General features: G+C 62.1%; 20 protein-coding genes. 12 read left to right on the top strand and 8 right to left on the bottom strand.

Annotated elements, in window-relative coordinates; all coding sequences use genetic code 11:
• Positions 1–13: 13 nt before the first annotated feature.
• The gene (locus AC1Q61_RS12740) at positions 14–1,222 is read right to left on the bottom strand and encodes an MFS transporter (RefSeq protein ID WP_042920610.1); all 1,209 of its coding nucleotides are present in this window, start codon (positions 1,220–1,222) and stop codon (positions 14–16) included.
• Between the two features lie 99 nt (positions 1,223–1,321).
• Between AC1Q61_RS12740 and AC1Q61_RS12735 the strand changes: the two genes are divergently transcribed.
• A complete protein-coding gene (locus AC1Q61_RS12735) occupies positions 1,322–2,356 on the top strand; it encodes an Lrp/AsnC family transcriptional regulator (protein WP_042920608.1) in 1,035 nt (344 codons plus the stop codon).
• A 3-nt stretch (positions 2,357–2,359) separates the two neighbouring features.
• Here AC1Q61_RS12735 and AC1Q61_RS12730 read toward each other — a convergent pair whose 3' ends face one another.
• Both AC1Q61_RS12730 and AC1Q61_RS12725 read right to left on the bottom strand, forming a co-directional pair.
• Positions 2,360–3,073 (bottom strand): TMEM165/GDT1 family protein, encoded by a 714-nt coding sequence (locus AC1Q61_RS12730; protein ID WP_019746358.1) that lies wholly within the window; start codon positions 3,071–3,073, stop codon positions 2,360–2,362.
• 294 nt (positions 3,074–3,367) lie between these two features.
• Positions 3,368–3,895, bottom strand: coding sequence for a hypothetical protein (locus tag AC1Q61_RS12725; protein WP_003944138.1), 528 nt, complete (start codon positions 3,893–3,895; stop codon positions 3,368–3,370).
• 165 nt (positions 3,896–4,060) lie between these two features.
• Here AC1Q61_RS12725 and AC1Q61_RS12720 point away from each other — a divergent pair, with 165 nt between their 5' ends.
• The 4 genes from AC1Q61_RS12720 to AC1Q61_RS12705 all read left to right on the top strand — a co-directional run bounded on the left by AC1Q61_RS12720 (position 4,061) and on the right by AC1Q61_RS12705 (position 8,670).
• Positions 4,061–5,410 carry a DUF1254 domain-containing protein gene (locus AC1Q61_RS12720; protein ID WP_042920603.1) on the top strand — a complete coding sequence of 450 codons (1,350 nt, stop codon included), beginning with the start codon at positions 4,061–4,063 and terminating at the stop codon, positions 5,408–5,410.
• A gap of 156 nt (positions 5,411–5,566) precedes the next feature.
• Positions 5,567–6,139, top strand: a complete 573-nt coding sequence (locus tag AC1Q61_RS12715; protein WP_003944155.1) for an HdeD family acid-resistance protein — start codon at positions 5,567–5,569, stop codon at positions 6,137–6,139.
• Positions 6,129–7,277 (top strand): AI-2E family transporter, encoded by a 1,149-nt coding sequence (locus tag AC1Q61_RS12710; protein ID WP_042920602.1) that lies wholly within the window; start codon positions 6,129–6,131, stop codon positions 7,275–7,277. Before AC1Q61_RS12715 ends, AC1Q61_RS12710 begins: the two co-directional genes overlap by 11 nt.
• 43 nt (positions 7,278–7,320) lie before the next feature.
• Positions 7,321–8,670, top strand: coding sequence for a YhgE/Pip domain-containing protein (locus AC1Q61_RS12705; RefSeq protein ID WP_042920600.1), 1,350 nt, complete (start codon positions 7,321–7,323; stop codon positions 8,668–8,670).
• Here AC1Q61_RS12705 and AC1Q61_RS12700 read toward each other — a convergent pair.
• Positions 8,667–9,290, bottom strand: coding sequence for a superoxide dismutase (locus AC1Q61_RS12700; protein WP_003944189.1), 624 nt, complete (start codon positions 9,288–9,290; stop codon positions 8,667–8,669). The genes AC1Q61_RS12705 and AC1Q61_RS12700 overlap by 4 nt on opposite strands.
• A gap of 260 nt (positions 9,291–9,550) precedes the next feature.
• Here AC1Q61_RS12700 and AC1Q61_RS12695 point away from each other — a divergent pair, with 260 nt between their 5' ends.
• The 3 genes from AC1Q61_RS12695 to AC1Q61_RS12685 all read left to right on the top strand — a co-directional run bounded on the left by AC1Q61_RS12695 (position 9,551) and on the right by AC1Q61_RS12685 (position 12,089).
• Complete coding sequence (locus tag AC1Q61_RS12695) at positions 9,551–10,729, top strand: acyltransferase family protein (RefSeq protein ID WP_047272742.1); 1,179 nt, start codon at positions 9,551–9,553, stop codon at positions 10,727–10,729.
• Positions 10,668–11,381, top strand: coding sequence for a peptide-methionine (S)-S-oxide reductase MsrA (gene msrA / locus AC1Q61_RS12690; protein ID WP_020905733.1), 714 nt, complete (start codon positions 10,668–10,670; stop codon positions 11,379–11,381). Before AC1Q61_RS12695 ends, msrA begins: the two co-directional genes overlap by 62 nt.
• A gap of 111 nt (positions 11,382–11,492) precedes the next feature.
• Positions 11,493–12,089 carry an Rv1733c family protein gene (locus tag AC1Q61_RS12685; RefSeq protein WP_223304488.1) on the top strand — a complete coding sequence of 199 codons (597 nt, stop codon included), beginning with the start codon at positions 11,493–11,495 and terminating at the stop codon, positions 12,087–12,089.
• 15 nt (positions 12,090–12,104) lie between these two features.
• Here AC1Q61_RS12685 and AC1Q61_RS12680 read toward each other — a convergent pair whose 3' ends face one another.
• Entirely contained in the window at positions 12,105–13,034 is a 930-nt protein-coding gene (locus AC1Q61_RS12680) for an LLM class F420-dependent oxidoreductase (RefSeq protein WP_003944174.1), read from the bottom strand.
• A gap of 21 nt (positions 13,035–13,055) precedes the next feature.
• Positions 13,056–14,831 (bottom strand): hypothetical protein, encoded by a 1,776-nt coding sequence (locus tag AC1Q61_RS12675; RefSeq protein ID WP_215515566.1) that lies wholly within the window; start codon positions 14,829–14,831, stop codon positions 13,056–13,058.
• 415 nt (positions 14,832–15,246) lie between these two features.
• On the opposite strand from AC1Q61_RS12675, the gene AC1Q61_RS12670 reads away from it, so the two are divergent.
• The 4 genes from AC1Q61_RS12670 to AC1Q61_RS12655 are packed head-to-tail and all read left to right on the top strand — an operon-like array spanning position 15,247 to position 18,801.
• Positions 15,247–16,242 (top strand): DUF4328 domain-containing protein, encoded by a 996-nt coding sequence (locus AC1Q61_RS12670; protein ID WP_042920596.1) that lies wholly within the window; start codon positions 15,247–15,249, stop codon positions 16,240–16,242.
• Positions 16,239–17,003: a glycerophosphodiester phosphodiesterase gene (locus AC1Q61_RS12665; RefSeq protein WP_042920594.1), complete on the top strand. Its 765-nt coding sequence runs from the start codon at positions 16,239–16,241 to the stop codon at positions 17,001–17,003. Before AC1Q61_RS12670 ends, AC1Q61_RS12665 begins: the two co-directional genes overlap by 4 nt.
• Before the next feature lie 11 nt (positions 17,004–17,014).
• Positions 17,015–17,929 carry a DUF5926 family protein gene (locus AC1Q61_RS12660; protein WP_042920767.1) on the top strand — a complete coding sequence of 305 codons (915 nt, stop codon included), beginning with the start codon at positions 17,015–17,017 and terminating at the stop codon, positions 17,927–17,929.
• Positions 17,930–17,982: 53 nt separating this feature from the next.
• Positions 17,983–18,801 (top strand): alpha/beta fold hydrolase, encoded by an 819-nt coding sequence (locus AC1Q61_RS12655; RefSeq protein WP_003944129.1) that lies wholly within the window; start codon positions 17,983–17,985, stop codon positions 18,799–18,801.
• On the opposite strand, the gene AC1Q61_RS12650 is transcribed toward AC1Q61_RS12655, so the two are convergent.
• Entirely contained in the window at positions 18,798–19,343 is a 546-nt protein-coding gene (locus tag AC1Q61_RS12650; RefSeq protein ID WP_030535839.1) for a ferritin, read from the bottom strand. The two genes, AC1Q61_RS12655 and AC1Q61_RS12650, sit on opposite strands and share 4 nt — an antisense overlap.
• A 154-nt stretch (positions 19,344–19,497) precedes the next feature.
• Entirely contained in the window at positions 19,498–20,424 is a 927-nt protein-coding gene (locus AC1Q61_RS12645) for a cation diffusion facilitator family transporter (RefSeq protein WP_042920592.1), read from the bottom strand.
• Positions 20,425–20,427 lie beyond the last annotated feature (3 nt).

The following is a 20,427-nucleotide window of genomic DNA, read 5'->3' as shown; positions in this document are numbered from 1 at the left end:
GGTTGATCTTCTTTCAGTTGGCGGTTTTCAGTTGCACCAGGTTCAGCATCTTTTCCCGGGTTTGTGGTGCTGCCATGACCGCGACGATCGCCACGACAGGCCCGAGCGCGAGAGATACGAACGCCGCTGACCAGGAGAGGTGGTCCACGATGAATCCGAATACCAACGGCGCGACTATTCCGGCGACCATGCCGCCGAAAATGATCATCGACGAGGCTGCTCCGACCACCGACGAAGGCAGGCTACGAAGCGGAAGTGCAAAACACGGCATGAAAGCGAAAGAGGCAGCGGCAGATCCGAGGGTGACGAGAACGACGAACAAGGCCGTGTTGGAGACGAAAGGAATCGAAACGAGCATCACGATGCACGCGAGCATGGACGGCACCACGACGACACGACTGTTGCCAGCCAGCCGATCGGAGATTCGCCCGCCGATGACGGTGGTCACGGCGGCCACCACGGTAGCCGGAATCAGAAGGAGGCTTGCGCTCGAGAGGGCGATTCCACGTTCGTCATGGAGGTACGACGGAACCCACGACGACATCCCCCAGATCACGAAGTCGTATCCGAAGAACATCAAGGCGAAGAGCCACATCGCGCGGGAGCGAAGTACGGTGCGCATGTTGTCCCAGGAAGAATCCGGACCGTGGTCGATCTCCGCCGGAAGTGCCGGCGGGAGCCACAACTTGATGCTGACGAGCGAGAGTACGCCGAGCGCCGCGACGGCCAGAAACATCCCACGCCAGCCGATCAACGGGAGAAGAGCTGCCGCAACAACGATGGCGAGAAGCGTACCGACGGCGTTGGAACTGTTCATCCATCCTGTGGCAGTGGCACGTTGCTCCGGGATGCTCCGCTCGGCAACGAGCTTTACTGCAGCTGCCGGAAACACGCCCTGCGCGAGACCGAAGAGAAAGCGAACAACCAGAAGCGTCCCGAACGACCAGGCAAGGGCAGTGAGGCCGGTGAAGACACTCCACGCCACCAACCCGATCAGAGCCATCCGGACTGCGCCGTATCGATCGGCGAGCAGTCCACCAGGCAGTTGGGCCAGCGTGTATGCAATGAAGAACGTGGAGATGATCAATCCACGCTGGGAGTAGTCGAGATCGAACTCCTCACCGAGCAAGGGGAGAGCGAGGTTGATCGCCAGCCGATCTATGTAGTCGATCGCGTACGCGACGAACAGCAACGCGACCGTGACTTTGGTGGAGCGAAGCACTGGGCCTCCAAGTGGTGAACCTGTGAAGTGATTCACACATCTTTGGCAAACAGGCAGGGATCACCGACCAGAATGCAGTAATCCGGCAATACTGGCCTGATGAAGCCGGAATCCGACACATTCGTGATCGCGGAATCTGATCTGGAGATCATCAATGCACTTCAGCTCAACCCCCGCGCGTCGTGGACGCAGTTGTCGTCAGTGCTCGACATGGATTCGACGACGATCGCCCGCCGGTGGCGTCGCCTCGTCTCGAACGGTCATTCGTGGGTCAACGCGGTCGCAATCGGTCGAACCCACATATTCGGCTATCTCCTGATCAGGACCACACAGGATTCCGTTGCCGACGTGGGGGAGCTGTTACGTCAACTCTCCTGTGCCTATCTGTTGGCCAGGACGGAAGGCGAGTACGAATATTTCGTCGGAGTCGTGGCCGCCGACCACAAGAGTTTGGACGCCTTGGTGTGTGAGCACCTTGCCGCCGATCCTGGAATTCTGTCGATCAGAAGCCGGGTCGGGGTGAAGGTGTACCGGGACGGGTTCAGCTGGGAGCCGGGCGCTCTGGGGCAAGCGGGTCGGGCTCAGCTGGCAACGGCATCGACAAAGGGCGCTGCGGTGCCGGCAGATCCGACAGAGTTCCGCGAGTCCGACGGTGCCCTGTTGGAGGCGCTCGGCCGTGACGGACGTGCCAGCTATGCGCGTCTCGCCGCGATTTGTGGAACGAACGAGACTGCGATTCGACGGCGCTTGGCCCAGCTGACTGCATCGCGACAGTTGATTTTCCGCTGCGATGTCTCGCAACAGGCTGTCGGATCACCGTTCGAAGTGATCTTCGATGTCGCTGTGGACGGTTCCACCGACGAACTCGGCAATCTTGTGTCGAGTTGGCCGGAGATCAGATTGTTGGTGGCGACTACCGGAACAGCGAACATGTTGATCAGCGTGTGGCTGAGCAGCCTCGCGCAGAGTCTTGTCGTCGAGGATCGACTCCGCCGAATCGGTAGTGTGCGGATCCTCGATCGACGTGTCTCGCTGTACCCGATGAAGCGGTTCGGGCAGCTACTCGGACCGAGCGGAGTGGCGGAAGGTCATGTCCCGGTCGCAATTTGGGGCGCCGGCGACGCTATTCGTTGAGCGTCAGTCGATCGGCGTCCGATTGTCGTCGACGAGGTGTGTATCGGAGTCGGTCGCACGGGAGCGCTTCCAGATCATCCGTGCCAGCGCACCCAGTACGGACACTGCCAGGACAACGCCACCGCCGATGATGCCGGCCGACGAGTCGGGGAAGATGCCCTCGAGCAGCAGCCAGACACCGAAGACGAAGAACAGCACCGCGGCGCCGATCTTGATGAATCCGTCCGGAAGGTGCTTGCCCAGCACCGAGCCGACGATGATGGCGAGAGCGTCGGCCGCCACCATGCCTACCGTCGACCCGATCCAGACGCCGATCCAGTCGTTGTCAGTCGCAAGGGTGATGGTGGCGAGCATGGTCTTGTCGCCGAGTTCTGCCAGGAAGAAGGCCGAGGCGACGGCGATGAAGGCGGATCGCGTGACGCGACCGGCCTTGTTCTGCTCGTCGTCGGTGAGATCGTCACCGCGCAAGGTCCAGAGGCCGAAGATCAGGAAAGCGATACCGCCGACGATGGAAATCGCCGCGGTGGGGAGGGCGACGCCCAGGTAGTGGCCGACGGCGACCGAGACGAGGTGAACAAGGGTGGTGGCGACGGTGATTCCGCCGAGGACGACCCACCAGCGATAGCGCAAGGCAAACGTCATTGCCATCAGTTGGGACTTGTCACCGAGTTCTGCGACGAAAATGACGCCGAAACTCAAAAGTATTGCGGCAAGCAAGATTTACTCCTCCGGTCGGTGTAGGTCGGAGGAAAAATGCGAGCCTCCGGCCTGGGCAGGCGCAGTGGGTGCGCTTGTCCGGCCGAAGGTCTCGCCCACCGAGGCCACAGAACCTTCGGTTCGCCAGGCCGGGTGCTTCGCGATCCGCACCAGGCGGAGCGCGTCGAACCAGTATGTCGACACGGGCGATTGGGGGCTACTCCCCTTCGTTGCTGCCCACGTTAGCGCGCCTGAAACGAATTGGCAAAGCGCACAGCAAGTTTGGGAGTCCGAACTTATCGCTTACCGGGGCCGTCACGAGGCGAGGAGCATGGCCAAAACAGCGGTGTCGGGATCGCTGATCGGATCGATGCCGACACGACTGATCATGGAGACGACTGTGCCGTCCGGCTCAGCCTCGACCCACGCCGCACGATGCTCCAAACCCAGATAGGGAAGGCCTGGCAGCAGTACGCACCCCGACGCGCTGCCCTCGCATTCCGGCAGGCTGGGCGTGGTTTCCGACGGTGGGTGCAGCATGATCAGCGCCGGTGGCTGATGGTCGGAGAAACGGCCGGGTGTCAAGGCGAAATCGCCGAGTACCGGACCTTCGGCAACCACCAGACCGACGGTGCCCGGCTGCGGATCTTCGGGAACGTCTTCACGGACCCCGAAGACCGTCGTGGTCGGCAACAAACCTGGCATCGAGGCCACGCGGACAGCCAATGCGAGAAGCTGCGCCCACTCCTGGGTGGTGTCCGGCCAACGACCGGAAATGACGAACCCCTGCAAAGACCCAGCGGCTTGGAACGGAGAAATGCCTATTGCTTCGTTTCTGTTCATTTCTGTTCCTCCCTCGGTGCTGGGGCAAATCTCGGGCAGACGCGCATGCGTCGGTCCGGCACACCTCGTTGGGTAATCGAAATATGCACCCATTCGGTACTGGCACACAAGAGAGGGAGAGTGCCAGCCAGGTTTGCGCTGGTGAGGGCGGTGGTATGCGCAGGCATGACTCTGTCGAAGAACCGTTCTCGGCTGGAAGACCTGGCAACGCAGGCGTGGATCTTCGGATATCCCCTGTTGATTGCTGCGGTATCGCGGGACGTCATGACGGCGGTGCCTACGCCGGTGGCGATGAAAGCCCCGCTCAACCAGTTCGCCTACGCGCGTACGACGCCGGATGCGACCTTCACCGATGTCGTCTCACCCAACGCGGACACTCTCTACTCGTCGGGGTGGCTGGACGTCTCGACGGAACCGCAGGTGCTCTCACTGCCGGACTTCGGCACGCGGTACTGGCTGGTCCCCATCCTCGACGCGTGGAGCGACGTGTTCACGGTTCCGGGATCTCGGACAGTCGGGCGGACCGGGGGACCGTACCTGGTGGCCGGGCCGAATTGGAAAGGCAACGTGCCCAAGGGTTTGACGCTGCTGCGGTCTCCGACGGCGATGAACTGGATAGTCGCCCGCTACGCGACGTCGGGGGGAACAGACCTGGCAGAAGTGCACAGCCTGCAGGACCGGACGCGACTCACTCCTCTGTCGGAGTGGACGGGTGACCCGCAGGACTACACGCCTAGTGAAATGCCGGTGAACCCTGCCGTCGACACGCGGACGCCGCCGGTGGACCAGGTGGCCGCCATGGACGGCGAGGCATTCTTCACCAGACTCGACGCACTTCTCGACGACAATCCTCCGCGTCCGGAGGACACCGAGATGATGAAACAACTGTCCGACATAGGAATCGGCTCCTCCTTGCCCTGGAGGTCGCGTCCGCAGGAGGTACGTGATGCCCTCGATAGAGCTGCGCGAACCGGTATGGACGTGCTGAGCGAGATCGCCGAAGAGGCCGAGGGCAGTCCGAAGAACGGCTGGACGATGCACCGCGGCTTGGGACACTACGGAACCCATTACGCTCAGCGGGCTCTGATCGTCTGGCTCGGTTTCGGGGCCAATCTCGACGCTGATGCCGTGTACCCGCATGCCACGACGGACGTCGACGGGAAGCCGCTGACCGGGGCGAAGAAGTACGTCCTGCACTTCGAGAAGGACGAGCTGCCACCGGTCGAGGGCTTCTGGTCGCTCACGATGATGAACGAGCGGCAGTTCTTCGTGGACAACCCGATCGACCGATACGCGATTGGCGATCGAAGCGATCTGGTGTTTGCCGACGACGGTTCCCTCGACATCTATCTTCAGCACGAATCCCCTGGTGGTGAGAAGGAGCGGAACTGGCTGCCGGCTCCGTCCGGCGACTTCAACGTCTTTCTGCGCCTGTACTGGCCGAAGGCTGCAGTGCTGTCGGGATCGTGGACTGCGCCCGGTATTCGAGAAGCAAGTATTCGAGAAGCAGGCTGAAAGTCCCCTCGCTTCGTACCCGAAGAGCACAACTCGGTATCAGCCGCGCGTTTCGATGGGCGGAAAGGTCACAAGAGTCATACGATCTGTCGGTACTGCCCTGTTTGAAGAGCTGTTGAATCGGTCAGAGACACCCGCTTGTTTCGGAGGCTACTGATGGTCACGCAGAATCCGTTCGTGCAGTACGGCAAAGAGATCTGGTGGATGATCCTGATCCGCGGAATCTTCGGCGTGATCTTCGGAATCATCGCGCTCGTGTGGCCGGGAATTACCGTGGTGGCCTTGGTTTTCCTGTTCGGTATCTACTCCATCGCCGACGGTTTGATCACGATAGTTCGCGCCATCCGGGACCGCGAGCATCTGAGCTCGTGGGGTTGGTGGGTGTTCACGGGCGTCGTCTCGGTCGGAGCCGGCATCGTCGCGCTGGTCTGGCCGGGCATCACTGCGCTGGTGCTGCTGTACATAATTGCCTTCTACGCCATCATGTTCGGAATCTTCGGAATTGTCGGCGCCTTCAAGATGAAGGCGCTGCCCGGATCCAGTTGGGGATGGTTGCTCGCCGCATCGGTGCTTGCTGTCATCTTCGGCATCATTCTTCTCATCGCGCCCGGCGAAGGCATCATCAGCCTCATCTGGTTGTTGGGTTGGTACGCAATCCTGTTCGGCCTCTTCATGATCGTGGGAGCATTCCAGATCAGGAGCCGGGCAAAGGAAGCCGGTGTTCTCTAAGAAGGGAAAGCCGGCCGTCGAGGCTCCCACTCCGATCCCCACGCTGTCCGGTAGCGAGAACTGGTCGATCCCGCGCGGTTTGATCGTCCTGCTCGGTATTGCCGCCACCGTGGTCGCCGTCGGCGGAATGAAGGTGTTCGGCGGCATCCTCGGACCGGTATTCCTGGCCCTGGTGCTGACGATTGCCGTTCAGCCCATTCAGGATTGGTCACAGCGCCGAGGGTGGCCCAAGTGGGTCGGGATGCTCGGCTCACTGGTCACCGTGTACTTGATCCTGCTCGGGTTGGCGGCGTCGTTGATCGTGTCGACGGCTCAGTTGGCGACGATCCTGCCGCAGTACTCCGAGGAGATGACCAACCTCCTCAACGAGGGCCGCGACAAGTTGGCCGACTTCGGAGTGAGTACCGAACAGATCCAAAGCACGCTCAGCAGTGTCGATCTCACGAAGGTTGTGGGCGTACTCGAAAGCGGGCTGGAGGGCCTGCTCGGCATCCTGTCGGATCTGGTGTTCATTCTCGCGTTGTTGCTGTTCATGGCCTTCGACGGCATGAGCATCCGCTCGCGGTTGCATGTGCTGTCCGAGCAACGTCCCGAAATCTCCTACGCGCTCTCCACCTTTGCCGCCGGAACTCGCAAATACCTGGTGGTCTCGACGGTCTTCGGCCTCATCGTGGCGGTACTCGACGGTGGCGCGCTGTGGCTCATGGGCATTCAGCTGCCCGTCCTGTGGGCGTTGCTGTCCTTCATCACCAACTACATCCCCAACATCGGGTTCGTCATCGGCGTGATTCCACCGGCGCTCCTGGGACTGTTGCAGGGCGGGCCGTGGCTGATGCTGTGGGTGATCGTCGTCTACTCCGTCATCAACTTCGTGATCCAGTCCATCATCCAACCCAAGTTCGTCGGCGACGCCGTCGGACTGTCGGTGACGATGACGTTCCTCTCACTTGTCTTCTGGTCGTGGGTTCTCGGGGCGCTCGGAGCGCTGCTGGCGATCCCGCTCTCGTTGTTGGTGAAGGCCGTCCTGCTCGACATCGACCCAGCCACGCGCTGGGCCGACATCCTGATCAGTGGGCCTCGGGACATGCCGAAGGAGGAACCCGAGGAGTCTGAGAAGCCGGCCACGCCCGCAGACTAGGGCTCTCAGTGTTTCTACAAGTTGTTGCTTTATCGTCTCGCCCATGAGCGCCGAGAACACCACAGAAAACTCCCATCGCCGGCCGTCACGACTCGGTCGACGGCTGGCAGTCGGTGGTGTGGCCGCGATCGTCGCGGCTGCGGTGGCGGGGATCGGGTTCGTGATCTTCGCGGGCGGTGCCGACACCTCGAACACCGTCGCGATCGTGAACGCCGACGCGGGAACCACGCTCGACGGCAAGGAACTTCGGGCCGGCGACACGCTGGTGGACACGTTGGGCAAGAACGAAGACTTCGACTTCCAGGTGGTCGACAACCCCGGCGGGAACTACTTCGCGACGTTGACCGTGCCGGAGGACTTCAGCGAAACCGTCGCGTCGATGTTCGGCATGGATCCACGGCAGGCGAGCGTCGACCTCGAGGTGAGGGGCTCGGATTCGGAGAAGGCGGCCGAGTTGACTCGGGCCGTGTCGGCGCAGGTCGGCGCGGACGGCATCAAGGGCCTGCTGGCTCAGACGTCGGCCGCCAGACGCTCGATCGATCAAAACCTCACCACCGCACAGATTCTGGTCGCCGGAACCAACGAGGCCGGAAAGTCCATCGATCAGGTGAAAGCAGGCGCAGGCACTCTGCTGCCGTACCTCGAGACCGCACGGTCCGGGGCGTTGGAGCTGATGAGCGTCGCGGATCAGGTGTCCGGTGTTGTCGATCAGGCGTCGGGGTCGGCGGAAGAGCTGGCCACGCGCGCGGACTCACTGGGCCTGACGCTGGGGGAGGCGTCTTCCTCGACCGCGGAACTGAAGACACGAATCGACACGCTGCAGACTGCGCTGAACGGCCTTCCGATCCCGCCTGACGTGACAGCGCAACTGGCCGGTGTGAGTTCGGATCTCGGTGCGCTGAATGCGCAATTGGGCACCGTTCCGGCGCTGTTGGGTGGCTCGGTCGGGCCCGATACGGAGCTCGGTGATCTAGTCCGCACCGCTGTCGGGCAGCTGCAAGGCGCGAGCGATCAACTGAGCAGTGCTGCCGGACAATTGAACGACGGCCTCATTCCCATCGCTGATCAGGCGCCGCAGATGCTCGGTGACGTGACCGATCAGATCACCCAGGGATTCACGACGCTGCAAGGAATCGCCAAGTCACTGGTCACGGGCCTCGACGGCGCAAAATCCGGTATTCCCGCGATGACCACCCCGCAGCAGGTTCAGCTGACCTCGGTGCTGTCGGATCCGGTGGCCGTGAATCAGACCACCGCGAGCAGCGGTGACTCCGGAACTCGCACACTGGCATTGGTCTTCGGAGCCACGACGGTCCTGCTCGGTGGTGCTCTGCTGACACGAACGGCGGCGCCCCTGGTGAGGCGCCGCCGTTCGCAAGAAGAGCGTGACTAGACGATCAGACCTGCGGTCTGGGTACGTGCACGGTCGAAGCGAGCCGAAACGTCGTTCCAGTTGACGATGTTCCAGAATGCCTTGACGTAGTCGCCCTTGACGTTCTGGTAGTCGAGGTAGAAAGCGTGCTCCCACATGTCGAGGAGCAGCAGCGGCGTGAGGCCGATGGAGATGTTGCCCTGCTGATCGTAGAGCTGGACGATGATCAGACGCTGTCCGATCGAGTCCCACGCGAGGATGGACCAGCCGGAGCCCTGGATGGCGTTGGCGTTCGCGGAGAAGTGAGCGCGGAAGAGATCGAACGAACCGAAGTTGTCGTCGATCGCTGCGGCGAGTTCACCTTCGGGCTTGTCGCCACCGTCAGCGCTGAGGTTGTTCCAGAAAACGGTGTGGTTGGTGTGGCCACCGAGGTGGAACGCCAGGTTCTTCTCGAGCAGGTTGGCCTGCGCTGCGATGGTGTCGTTCTCACGAGCCTCGGCCAGCTTCTCGAGTGCAGCGTTGGCACCGGCAACGTAAGCCGCGTGGTGCTTGTCGTGATGCAGCTCCATGATCTTGCCCGAGATGTGCGGCTCGAGGGCTGCGTAGTCGTAGGGGAGTTCCGGCAGCGTGTAAACAGACACGAGGGTCCCTTCTTTGCGGGCTGGTGAGCCCTGGTGCTTTAGAGTGCGTCGATCACCGGTCACGGCGTGACGTCACTCGCGTATGTGCAAATCATTCTTCGGGTTTCCACCCAATAACATTCGTACACCGTCCGCAACAGTCCGGCTCAGGTAGTAATCACCAAAGAATAAAGTTTGGGAAACCGAACTTGCCCCGATCTAAGGGTAAGCTAATATGCGCAAATTCGTCGTAAAGGTGAACGGAACCTTAAACTTGCGCGATGCCCGCACCAGTTTTCCTCCCGGAATCACCAGAGGCGGCCGCGCCTCGGGTGAATCTTCCGGGCGCTGACCTGCTGCGAGCCCTGGCGGTTGCCGCCGTGATCTACTCCCACATCTCTTTCTACGTCATCGACGATCTCGGCTCGGGTTGGTGGGTGATCGACGTCGTCTACGGCGTTTTGATCGAGCCTGCCGAACTCAACCAGCACCTCTCTTTTGTCGGCGTCGCAGTATTCATGATGCTTACCGGTGCTCTGGTGACGCGATCCGCGATTCGCGACGGCCCCGGAAAGTTCTTGACCAACCGATTCAGTCGACTGCTGCCCGCATTCTGGGTGGCGACCGCGATTGCCATTCTTCTGGTCCGCCTCGGAATCAACGGAATGTTCAGCGGTCAGGAAGGTATTTCCGATACCGAAGCGTTGATGAGCTTTTTTCTCGGCGGATTCTTTCTCAAGCCCGAGGTAGCAGTTCTGGGAGTGACCTGGACACTCACCGTTCAATTCCTCTTTTATCTCGCATGTGTAGCGGCTCGCCCGATACTGCGGCTGCGACCGATCGTCATGCCGCTCGCCGGTGGTGCGCTGTGCTCGCTGGTGCTGCTCTACAACGTCTACGCGCCGCTGCCGTACACCGTGCCGATGCTGTCCAAGATCGCCGCGACGCTGCCGGCCGTCTTCCTCGGCCAGATCATGTACCTCGCGTGGGCGAAGCTCGCTCCCGGCCGCTGGCTGATCGCGGCCGTCCTCGTCCAGATGCACGTCATCATCGTGGCGACCCAGTTCCGCGTCTACTGGGCCGGTGAGCACTATCTGTGGACCATTTCGGTAGTCGCTGCAGCGGTAGTTCTCATCGGCCGCTACGACGGCGTCCCGACGCGCTGGCCGGTCGTGAAGTGGCTCTCGACGCGTAGTTACGTCATCTATCTCGTGCACACCCTGATCCTGTACCGCGTCGTCGAGAACACTGTTTTGTACGTCGGACCGACGCTGGCGTTTGCACTCTTCCTTCTGGCCACGGCCGCGGTAGCAGAAATCGGCTACCGGTGGGTGGAGTTGCCCGGCGCCCGCGCGATCACGGCGTGGCGAAACAGTCGCTCGCGCGTAGCATCGAAGCATGAGCTGGTACGACGACATTCTGGGACGAGCGTCCGCAAAATCCACGCTGATCGCGCCTGAGGACGCACTCCCGGGCCGAGAGCAGAAAATGCCGGTTCCGACCGCGCACTACGTCAACGGGCATCCGTTGACGCCGCCGTTTCCGGCCGAACTGCAGACCGTCGTCGTAGGGATGGGTTGTTTCTGGGGCGCCGAGAAGGAGTTCTGGCAGCTTCCCGGCGTGTACACGACCGCTGCGGGTTATGCGGGCGGCTTCACGCCCAACCCGACGTACGAAGAGACGTGCTCCGGACGTACGGGTCACACCGAAGTCGTGCTGGTGGTCTTCGATCCCGCAGTGATCTCTTACGAGCAGATCCTGGCGCACTTCTGGGAGAACCACGATCCGACGCAGGGGATGCGTCAGGGTAACGACCAGGGCTCGCAGTACCGTTCGGCGATCTTCACGACGTCCGCGGAGCAGGAAGAAATCGCTCATGCGTCGGCCGTCGCTTTCGGTGAACGGCTTGCCGAAGCCGGATATGGAGCGATCACCACCGAAATCGGTCCGCTGCGCGACTTCTTCTACGCGGAGGATTACCACCAGCAGTATCTGGCGAAGAATCCCGGCGGTTACTGCCCGGTGCATGCCACGGGCGTCAGTTGCCCGGTCGGATTGCTCCGTCAGGATCAGGTTCCGGCGCAGACGGACATCCTTCCGCCGAGCGAATAACTGGACAGGTGTTGGAGGACACATGTGATTCAGCTCGTTAACACTTGCAACTAGATCGAAACAAAGGGAATCTCGATGTAAGAGTGTGTCGTCGAGAGAACTGAGCTCACAATGTCAGGTAGTACGCGAGGAACTGCGTCGCTGCTCCGACGCACAATTCATGTAGGCCACGATCCGATGGTTCGCCGCAGTGATCGGATCGAAGGGTTCATGTCCTTCGGTCTGATCATTTTCGCGATTCTTCTGCTGCCTCTCGCGGTATGGGCAGGGGCTGCGACTGCTTCGAGCCAGAACGCACTGATCGCCAAACAATCCGCCGAATTACACAGTATTTCGGCGACGACGACAGCAGATTCGACGCAGACCACCGCCTCGACAGCCGATTACATTGCGCCGACCACCGAAATGGCCAGCGCGCAGTGGAACTGGAACGGCCAGGTTCACACGGGTGATGTCACTGTCGACTCGGCGACGCCCGCCGGCACCGAGGTCCCCATCTACGTCAATGATCAGGGCGACAAGACCGTAGCTCCGATCACTCAGAGTGCTGCCGACGTCGCAGCCGTGGTGACCGGGGTTTTCACCTGGTTCAGCGTGATGTCGCTGCTGGTCATCGCTTTCATGCTGGTGCGCGTCTTTCTCGACCGTTCCCGCTCGGCCCAGTGGGACCGAGACCTACGCGCGTTCCTCGACGCGAACGCGCTGTAGATCCCGGCCCATTCCTTACTGCAGTTGGGGCATGACCTCGCTTGCGACGAGTTCGAGATGATCCAGATCGGCGAGATCGAGAGTCTGCAGATACACGCGCTGTGAACCGGCGTCGGCGAAAGTGCCGATCTTGTCGACCAGCTCCGAAGGTGTTCCGGCCAGACCGTTCTCACGTAGCTCGTCGACGTCGCGTCCGATAGCCTCGGCGCGCTTCTTGATCTCCGCCTCGTCGCGGCCGCAGCACAGGACGAGAGCGTTGGAGTACACCAATTCGTTCGGATCGCGCTCGTGCTCGACGCAAGCCTGACGAACCCGCGCAAAGATGTCCTTCGTTTCCTCGAGGGACTTGAACGGGATGTTGAACTCGTTTGCGAACCGAGCGGCGAGCGCTGGAGTCTTCTTCTTGCCTGTGCCACCGATCAGGATCGGCGGACCGTCGACCTGGTGCGGTTTGGGAAGCGCGGGAGAGTTCTTGATCTGCACGTGCTTACCGTCGTAGTCGAACGTGTCGCCGACCGTCGTACGCCACAGACCGGTCACGACGTCGAGAGTTTCCTCGAGCAGTTCGAAGCGATCCTTGAGCGCCGGGAACGGGATGCCGTACGCCTGGTGCTCTTCCTCGTACCAGCCGGCACCGATGCCGAGGTCTACGCGGCCACCACTCATCTGATCGACCTGTGCGACCGAGATGGCCAGCGGTCCGGCGTGACGGAACGTAGCCGACGTCACCAGAGTGCCGAGGCGGATGGTGGATGTTTCGCGGGCGATTCCGGCGAGCGTGATCCACGCGTCGGTGGGCCCGGGAAGGCCGTCGGAATTCATGGCGAGATAGTGGTCCGAGCGGAAAAATGCGCCGTAGCCGAGTTTTTCGGCGGTCTGGGCAACAGTCAGTAGTTGTTCGTAGGTAGCGCCCTGCTGGGGTTCGGTGAATATACGCAGCTCCATGAGTTCTACTCTGCCACTATTTCACTTGGTCGGGACGACGGCACCGACTTGTCCGGCGCCGAAACACAGGGTCGGTCCCGGCGCTGTCGGCGTGATCTTCACGCTGTTTCCGTGGCCGACCAGGCGCACGAACACCGAGTGCAAACCTTGGGTGACGGGTACGGATACTGCGTCGCCGGACTCCAACGCAACATCGATCGTTCCGTCGGCGCTGGCGAGGTAATTGAGCTGAACCGTCCATTCCCAGCCGGCCAGGGGGCCGTCGAGGGGGAGCTCGGTCGGGCCTTCGGCACGGGTGCCGCAGTTCGGCGCCGTTCCTTCGGGAATCCTTCTCGTCCAGGTCACTTCGGCATCGACGATCTGACCGCTGTCGTCGATGGCGCGCAGAATCGGAGTGCTGGAAGAGAATTCGGGGCGATCAGGCAGCGGCGCGAGAACGTTGCTTGCCAAATTGTTCGGAAAGGCGACGGGAAGGAGCACTTCGATCGCGACGGGTTGCTCGAGCAGTGGAGCATCCTGATTCTGTGACAACGACATTCGCGCGTTCGCGAGGTAGTCGCGGGTCGGGTTCTCGCGCCAGATGTCGACGAACGTGACGGTCGAGACGAGCGAACTGATCACGAAGAGCACTGACAGGCCGGCGGCGACTGCGACGGGCAAACGGGCCGGACGTCGCCGAGGCGCAGCGAGAATAAGAGCGGCGGCGAGGGCGAACACCGTCGCCGAATCCGTGAAGTAACGCAAGGTCTGCGCCAACTCGTAAGTGGTGTCGGTGTCGGATCGGGTAGCGGTCATCGCCACCACGGAGGCCAGGAAGTACAGCGCCGCGGCAGCCCAGATCCAGGCAGCGCCGCGTCGGGCACGCACTGTCATCACGGCCGTCGTCAGCAGCGCGGCCCAGGATGCGACCACCAAGAGCGTCGGCGGATCGGCCCAGGCGGGGCTGGGGATCCACCGCTCCCAGCGCCAGGGGCCGCCGAGAAGAGTGGGAAGCATCCCCAAAGACGTTCCGTGATGCAGCAGTTCGGTGGACATCGAACGGCCGTATCCGGTGATCGGAGATTCGACAGTTGTCAGATACACCGGAATCCAGATCGCGAGCACGGCGGCGCAGGCCGTCCACAGGAGTCGGCACTTCGTGATCGCACTTCGTATCGGCGTTCCTTCACCTTGTGTGCGCAAGTACAGCACCAGAAAAGCGAGTGCCACGAACGGAACGAGCACTGCTTTCTCGAAGAACAGCAAGGAGATGACAAAAACCGCGGTGCCCGAGAACACGTAGCGCACCTGCCCGGTGCGGTACAGCTTGATCGCGTCGCCGCATGCCCAGGCCAGCGCGATCTGGAGCGGCAATGCATTGAGCGCGGCTGCCCACCACGAGAACGCCGGAAGTGTCAGCGGGACGAACAGATACAGGAGCAGCGGAATCAACAGTGCCGGTCGCCGGCCGAGGACCAACCGAAGAGTGCGCAGAAGCGCCAACGACGCGGCGGCCTGACCGATGACGAGCAGCGTTGCCGACAGCGCCCAGTTGTACGGCGCGATACGGGCGATCAACCCGGTGAAGAAGAAGGCCGCGGGCATGAAGTGACCGTCGTGGTCGTAGAGCAGGAGTTCGCTCGAGAAGAGTGGGAAGCGTCCTCCGCGGCCCATCAGGATGAGGTCGTCCCAGTAGAAGTAATTGCTCGCGGCAACCCAGATGCGAATGACGAGCTGACATCCGATCAACACGAACGCGAGCTGCGTGACCCGTCTCGGGGTGAACGTCAGAGTTGGCTCGGGCTGTGGAGAAGTCATCGACGGTCATGCTTCCAGGTGTGTCAAAAACCGACTTCTCATAAAAAGGGGATACCGGTCTTTTCTGTCTTTTCGGGAGCATTTTCTGAATGGATTGTGAACTTTGCCGGGATAAATGACGTCGACGCCCGAAAGTTCACTGACCTGCGGTGTCAAATTCATCCTCGAGCCTGTGCATCGTTCGCTAACACCTGTCAGCAAATTCTCAGGGTCTTGCCCGTGACCTGTGGATAAAGCCCGATTCATTCATCCAGAACTGTGGATGAACCTGTGGAAACTGTGGATAACTCGAGTTTTTAAGTGGCGGAGGTCACATTATTCGAACAATGCAGGTGAACGCGGTGGAGGTTCGATCACAAATCGGGAGTGAATCCATTTGCTGCCGTTACCGATACGGCGTGACAGAATCGAAGTTGTGAGTGTCGTTCAGGTCTGCGCCCGGTGCGCCGCACGCTGGCCTGTCGTCGGCGGCCCGACGCAGTGGTGCCCGCGCTGCAGCGGCGTCCTGCTGATCCCCACCCGCACCGAGATCTACCAACCGCCCAACCGCCGTGGCTTCCGCTGGATCGCGCGCTCCCCGTCCGACCCCCGCGGCGTGGGGGACGCACCAGTGCGTCGTAGCTTCTCCACTCCGCGCTACGACGCTGTCCCGCAGTGGGGACTCCAGGACGTCGTCGACACCTCACCGGTGCCGCCCTCGCGAGCGGACCGGATGGCCGACCGAGTCGGGCCGTTGCTGACGCTCGCAACGATCCTCTACGGACTGGCGGTGTTCGCCGAACTGGGCAGATACGCGATCCTGGTCCGCAACCGCACCAGGCTGATCCCGCAGCCGCTGCTCACGGTCTCCGACGCCGCCGTGTACTTCACTCAGTTGGGTGGACTGCTGATCTCGGTCTTCGCGGCAATCGCCGCTGTGTGCTGGCTGCTTCGTCGGCGTCGTGAACACTTCGCAGGTGCCCGGGAATCCGATCCACGCACAGCGTCGGAAGTTGTCGTCGGCTGCGCTGTGCCGATCCTCAACCTGGTGATGCCGGCCGTTTATCTCTTCGAGTTGGTCCGCCGCGATCCGCGCGGAACCCTGCTGGTCAAGATCTGGTGGGGCTTCTGGGCATTCAGCGCTCTGCTGCTGGTGGTCAACGCGTACTGGCGATCACGCCCGGGGATTCAGGCAATGGCCGACGGGGTTCTGCTGAACGCTTTCATCGCACTGATCGCTGCCGTCACCGCGGCGTTGACACTCGTCGTGATCCGCCGGATCGAGCGCAAGAGCTGGCGCGGTGAACCGGAATCGGAAACCCGGTGGGTGCCAGTGCCGCGCTCGGTGCTGGAAGAGAAGACGGTGCTGGAAGAGAAGACGGTGCTGGAAGAGAAGACGGTGCTGGAAGAGAAGGAGACCGCTGCCCTGTGAGCCCAGATCGTCGAGGTCCACTCGTCGTTGCGCACCGAGGTGCGTCGGCTGCGCGGCCGGAGCACACCCTCGCCGCCTACGAACTGGCCCTCGAGGAGGGTGCCGACGGGCTCGAATGCGACGTCCGGCTCACCCGCGACGGACACCTGGTCTGCGTTCACGACCGCAAGGTCGACCGCACCTCCAGCGGGACGGGGATCGTCAGCGAGATGACGCTCGATTCGCTGACCGCTCTGGACTACGGGTCGACGAGCGAACCGGCCGAACTGCTGACTCTCTCCGATCTCATCACCCTCGCTCTGGATTTTGCGCGCCCGGTGAAGCTGTTCATCGAGACCAAGCACCCCGTGAGGTTCGGCGGATTGGTCGAAGCCAAACTCCTGGCGGAACTGCACCGCTTCGGGATCGCGTCACCGCCGTCGGCCGATCACTCGCGCGCTGTCGTCATGTCTTTCTCGGCGAGTGCGGTCTGGCGAGTGCGTCGTTCGGCGCCGCTGCTGCCGACGGTCCTGCTCGGTGACGCGTCGCGGTACCTCGGCGGCGGTGCGTCGACGGCTGTGGGCGCTACTGCGATCGGGCCGTCGATCAAGGCTCTGCGCGAACATCCCGATCTGGTCGATCGGGCCGCTGCTGCGGGTCGCGCGACGTACTGCTGGACCGTCGACGACAAGGCGGATGTGGACCTGTGTCGTGAGCTCGGGGTCAGTTGGGTTGCCACCAACCATCCCGGGCGCACGAAGCAATGGCTGGGCAGCGTGTAGATTTTGCCCTCGTGGCCAAGAAGAGCAAAAGAAACAGTGGACCGAAGCAGGGCAGCGCACGCGCAGAGAAGCTGGCGGCACGCCAAGCAGAGCGTGAAGCCGCTGCCGGCGTAGTCAGCCGCCCGTTCGAGGGCCTTGCCGCCGAGTGCGATCTGGTCGCGCTGCGTGAATTCGTTCCGTCCGCCACGGCTCCGTTGCCGGTCATCGGCTCCGACCGTCCCGTCACGTTGGCGACGGTCCTCCCCGGCGCTGTTGCCGCACTCGTCCGCGACGAGGGCGAGACGGCCACAGGATTTGTCGGTGTCCAGGTTCAGGCGCACTCGGCCGACCTCGGCGCAGACCTCGCCGCTTCGGTGAACTGGATCAAGGACGCGGCCCCCGGCGACGCGCTTTCTGCCGCGAACCCCGATTCCGAGACCCCCGCAGTCACCGCTGTCGTCGATCCCTCGACGCTGCTCGACATCACCGTGCACCAGAACTTCAACTGGTGGATCCCCGAGGGCGTCGAAACCGATCCCGAGGTTGCCGCCACCGTGCAGCACGCCAACTCGGCGATCATGCCCTCTGCACGCCTCGAAGGCGACGGCCTCGTTGCCGCGTGGTGGGTCGACGCCGGCGAGAAGGCGCACCTGCGTTGGGTTCGTCCCGAGAGCGAAGACGACCTGATGCTCGCGCTGGCGCGCGTGCACGCGACCGGTGGACTGCATCTGGGTGAGGGCTCGCGCTACGCAGGCTCGTTCCGCACCCACGGCCTGTTGGTTCCCGTCTTCGACCTCGACCGCGAAAAGCATGCAAACGAGTGGGTAGCGGCAACCGTCGAGCTCGGTGAGCGTCTTGCCGAGGCTCTGGCCGTCGATGCTCCGCTGACCTCGGCCGAGCTTCGCTCGCGCGACGGACTTCGTGGTCGTCAGGTCACGCTGCGCTGATTTTTTCGCCCGAACTATAGGCGTTACGCGAAGTTACGGTTAATGTTGGTGACATGACCTTGTCGCATGACATCTCCGGTAGTGGTCCCACGCTTGTGCTCGTCCATGGCATCGTCCATCGACGGCAGGCGTGGGATTCGCTTTTGGACCAGCTGACGCCGTACCGCCGCGTCGTCACCGTCGACCTGCCGGGTCACGGAGAGTCGCTGCTGCCCGAACTCGGTCCGGACGTCATGGGACAGCTGATCGACGATGTCAGTGAGTTCGTCAAGGAAGTGACGCCGGCGGGGGAGCGTGCCCACGTCGCGGGAAACTCCCTCGGCGGCTGGATTGCCCTCTCGCTGGCAGCGCGCGGAGATGTCGCGTCGGCGACAGCTCTTTCGCCGGCCGGGTTCTTTGTCAATCACCTCGATCAGGTGCGAGCGATCAACACGTTCCGTGCACTGCGCGGCACAGCCAAGCTCATGGGTGACGGATTGCCACGCGCATTGCGGTACAAGCTGATTCGCTATCCGGCGCTCGCCGCGTTCTTCGCTCATCCGAGTCATGTCGGTTATGCAGCGGCGTTGGCCGACTGCCGTTCGCTCGTGTCGAACGAACTCGTCGATCTCGGTCTAGAGATGGACTTCGTGCTGCCGCCCATCGTGGATCCCACTGTGCCGGTGACGGTTGCGTGGGGTCGACGCGATCTCATCCTGCCCGTGTATCAGGCGCAGCGCGTGAAAAAGCCGTTCCCGCAGGCAAAGTTGATGGTTCTGCCCGGCCTTGGGCACGTACCGATGACAGATGCCCCCGAGCTGATCAGTTCGATCCTGCTGGCAGGAAGCGAACCGTTCGGCTCGAGGGCAAAATCCGTGAGTGCTGCAGGCTAGATGGTTCCGCCGGCTGCGCTCGGTGCACCGGTGGTGTCACCGACGGTGCTCATCTCGCGGGACACGAAGTCTTCGAGGTCGAACAGGTTGGCGCCTGCGCGGTCCGCGATGGTGAGAAGTGTTGTCATGCTTGCAACTTCCTCGACCTGCTCCTTGAGGAACCACTGCATGAACTGCTCGCCGAGGTAGTCGCCTTCTTCGCGGGCAGTGCTCGCGAGCTGGACGATTTGCTCGGTGACCGTCTTCTCCTGCGTCAGCGCGAGAGCGATGGGCTCGCGGGCATCCTTGAAGTCGGCCTTCGCGGCGTCGACGCCGGTGAGTTCGACATTGATGTCGCGATCGAGGAAATACTGAACGATCATCATGGCGTGGTTACGCTCTTCCACAGCCTGCTTGTAGAAGTGCTTTGCCAGCTGTGGCAGATCCGCATTGTCGAAGTAAACCGCTGTCGCGATGTACTGATGCGAAGCGTTGAACTCGTTGCGAATCTGGTCTCGGAGTAGTGCGTGGAATTTGGTCATGTGAGTCTCCCCAGAAGTCATGAATTCCAAGATAGTGCAGGTCAGAGGCCATGTCATCCCAGTATGACCTTATTGTGGTAAGCGTTCCCAAACTAAAGAAGACCTAATTTTTCTTCGAATTCGGTGAGGTTATCGAGCCCGGTGAATTCGAATGTTTCATTTAGGAATGTCCATTTCACCAGGCGAGTTCCGCGCATTTACCGTCGCTTCCCTGCAGTTCCACCTGTACGGTGGCGTGCCCCAGTTCGAATACCTCGGCAAGCAAGGTTCGGGTTGCTGCGAGCACCGTTGTGGGATCGGCGTCACTGACCGCGGTGACGTGAACGGAAGCAACTTCCATCCCCGAGGTGAGTGTCCAGACGTGCAGATCGTGTGCGTCGACGACTCCCGGCAGAGCGTTGATCTTCTCGATGATCGAGGTGACGTCGATGCGGTCGGGAGCCTGCTGGAGGAGGATGCGAACGGCGTGGCGGCCCAGGTTGAAGGCACGTGGCAAGACGAAGAGGCCGATCGCGACGCCGATGACGGGGTCGGCGTAGCGCCAACCGAACGCGAGCGTGACCAAGCCGCTGACCAGGACGCCGATGGACCCGACCATGTCCGCCATGACTTCGAGGTAGGCGCCGCGGATGTTGATGCTTTCCTTCGCGCCGCTGCGCAGCATGAGGAAGGCGATGACGTTCATCGCCAGACCGACGACGGCGACTGTCGCGACGGGAAGGCCGGGAACCTCGGGCGGATCCGTGAAGCGGCTGGCGGCCTCGTAAAGCACCCACCCGGCGACTGCGAAGAGCAGGATCGCATTGGCCAGTGCCGCAAACACTTCCGTGCGGTACATGCCGAAAGTACGGTCGGGGCGCCGGGCGGCACGCTGTGCGACGAGGATCGCGGCGAGCGCCATGAAGATGCCGAAGATGTCTGTGAACACGTGCGCCGAGTCCGAGAGCAGGGCCAGTGACGAGGTGAAGAGGCCGACCGTCACCTGCAGCATGAAGGTCACCAACCCGAGGCCGGCGGCGATCCACAGTTTGTTGACATGCTTGCCGCTGTTGCTGGTCGCAGCCTCGGCGGGGGAGATTCCGTGCCCGTGTCCGTGTGACATCGA

This window comes from Rhodococcus sp. MPR-R1B, assembly GCF_058793255.1.
Note: the sequence above shows the minus strand (reverse complement) of the source record. Positions and strands in the feature narration are given on the sequence as shown.

What these genes read in the sequence shown, in the direction of transcription:
- AC1Q61_RS12735 (WP_042920608.1), top strand. Translation starts at nt 1,322, where the DNA reads ATGAAGCCGGAATCCGACACATTCGTGATCGCGGAATCTGATCTGGAG.
- AC1Q61_RS12725 (WP_003944138.1), bottom strand. Translation starts at nt 3,895, where the DNA reads ATGAACAGAAACGAAGCAATAGGCATTTCTCCGTTCCAAGCCGCTGGG.
- AC1Q61_RS12720 (WP_042920603.1), top strand. Translation starts at nt 4,061, where the DNA reads ATGACTCTGTCGAAGAACCGTTCTCGGCTGGAAGACCTGGCAACGCAG.
- AC1Q61_RS12715 (WP_003944155.1), top strand. Translation starts at nt 5,567, where the DNA reads ATGGTCACGCAGAATCCGTTCGTGCAGTACGGCAAAGAGATCTGGTGG.
- AC1Q61_RS12705 (WP_042920600.1), top strand. Translation starts at nt 7,321, where the DNA reads ATGAGCGCCGAGAACACCACAGAAAACTCCCATCGCCGGCCGTCACGA.
- AC1Q61_RS12695 (WP_047272742.1), top strand. Translation starts at nt 9,551, where the DNA reads ATGCCCGCACCAGTTTTCCTCCCGGAATCACCAGAGGCGGCCGCGCCT.
- msrA (WP_020905733.1), top strand. Translation starts at nt 10,668, where the DNA reads ATGAGCTGGTACGACGACATTCTGGGACGAGCGTCCGCAAAATCCACG.
- AC1Q61_RS12685 (WP_223304488.1), top strand. Translation starts at nt 11,493, where the DNA reads ATGTCAGGTAGTACGCGAGGAACTGCGTCGCTGCTCCGACGCACAATT.
- AC1Q61_RS12680 (WP_003944174.1), bottom strand. Translation starts at nt 13,034, where the DNA reads ATGGAGCTGCGTATATTCACCGAACCCCAGCAGGGCGCTACCTACGAA.
- AC1Q61_RS12675 (WP_215515566.1), bottom strand. Translation starts at nt 14,831, where the DNA reads ATGACTTCTCCACAGCCCGAGCCAACTCTGACGTTCACCCCGAGACGG.
- AC1Q61_RS12655 (WP_003944129.1), top strand. Translation starts at nt 17,983, where the DNA reads ATGACCTTGTCGCATGACATCTCCGGTAGTGGTCCCACGCTTGTGCTC.
- AC1Q61_RS12650 (WP_030535839.1), bottom strand. Translation starts at nt 19,343, where the DNA reads ATGACTTCTGGGGAGACTCACATGACCAAATTCCACGCACTACTCCGA.
- AC1Q61_RS12645 (WP_042920592.1), bottom strand. Translation starts at nt 20,424, where the DNA reads ATGTCACACGGACACGGGCACGGAATCTCCCCCGCCGAGGCTGCGACC.